Source organism: Niastella populi, from assembly GCF_002078015.1.
In the GTDB taxonomy this organism is placed as follows: Bacteria; Bacteroidota; Bacteroidia; order Chitinophagales; family Chitinophagaceae; genus Niastella; species Niastella populi.
Genome location: NZ_LWBP01000165.1, coordinates 1 through 372 on the forward strand (window position 1 = coordinate 1; position 372 = coordinate 372).

The 372-nt window shown below is 35.5% G+C and carries 1 protein-coding gene; it reads left to right on the plus strand.

Going from position 1 to position 372, the window contains the following annotated elements:
• A partial coding sequence (locus tag A4R26_RS35430; RefSeq protein WP_207625750.1) for a hypothetical protein occupies positions 1-218 on the plus strand: 218 nt, incomplete at its 5' end.
• Between the last annotated feature and the right edge of the window lie 154 nt (positions 219-372).

Sequence of the window (372 nt, forward strand, 5' to 3'; positions counted from 1 at the left end):
AAACAGATGAGGTTGTCAGAGGACTGATAGAGGAATATGGTTTTAAGATCACCAAAGACTACAGGATATATTCTTTGATAAATACCGAAGGTAAAAGGTATTTTATCAATGGTATGAGTTTTGGGGTTTTTCATAACAAGCTCGATATTCTGGAAACAAGCCTAGGAAGATATGATTATGGGGATCTGGGAGAAATGATATTTTGGTATTCTGATTAAGCATTATTAACCCCGTACTGCCGCTTCCTAATCTCATCACCGATATATATGTTTTTTCACGTTGATGCATGAATCTTTATAGGGTACTTATTGTAGAATTCTACAATATTTATGAGATCCTCAACAAACCGGTTCGAAAGTTGTAACCTACAGC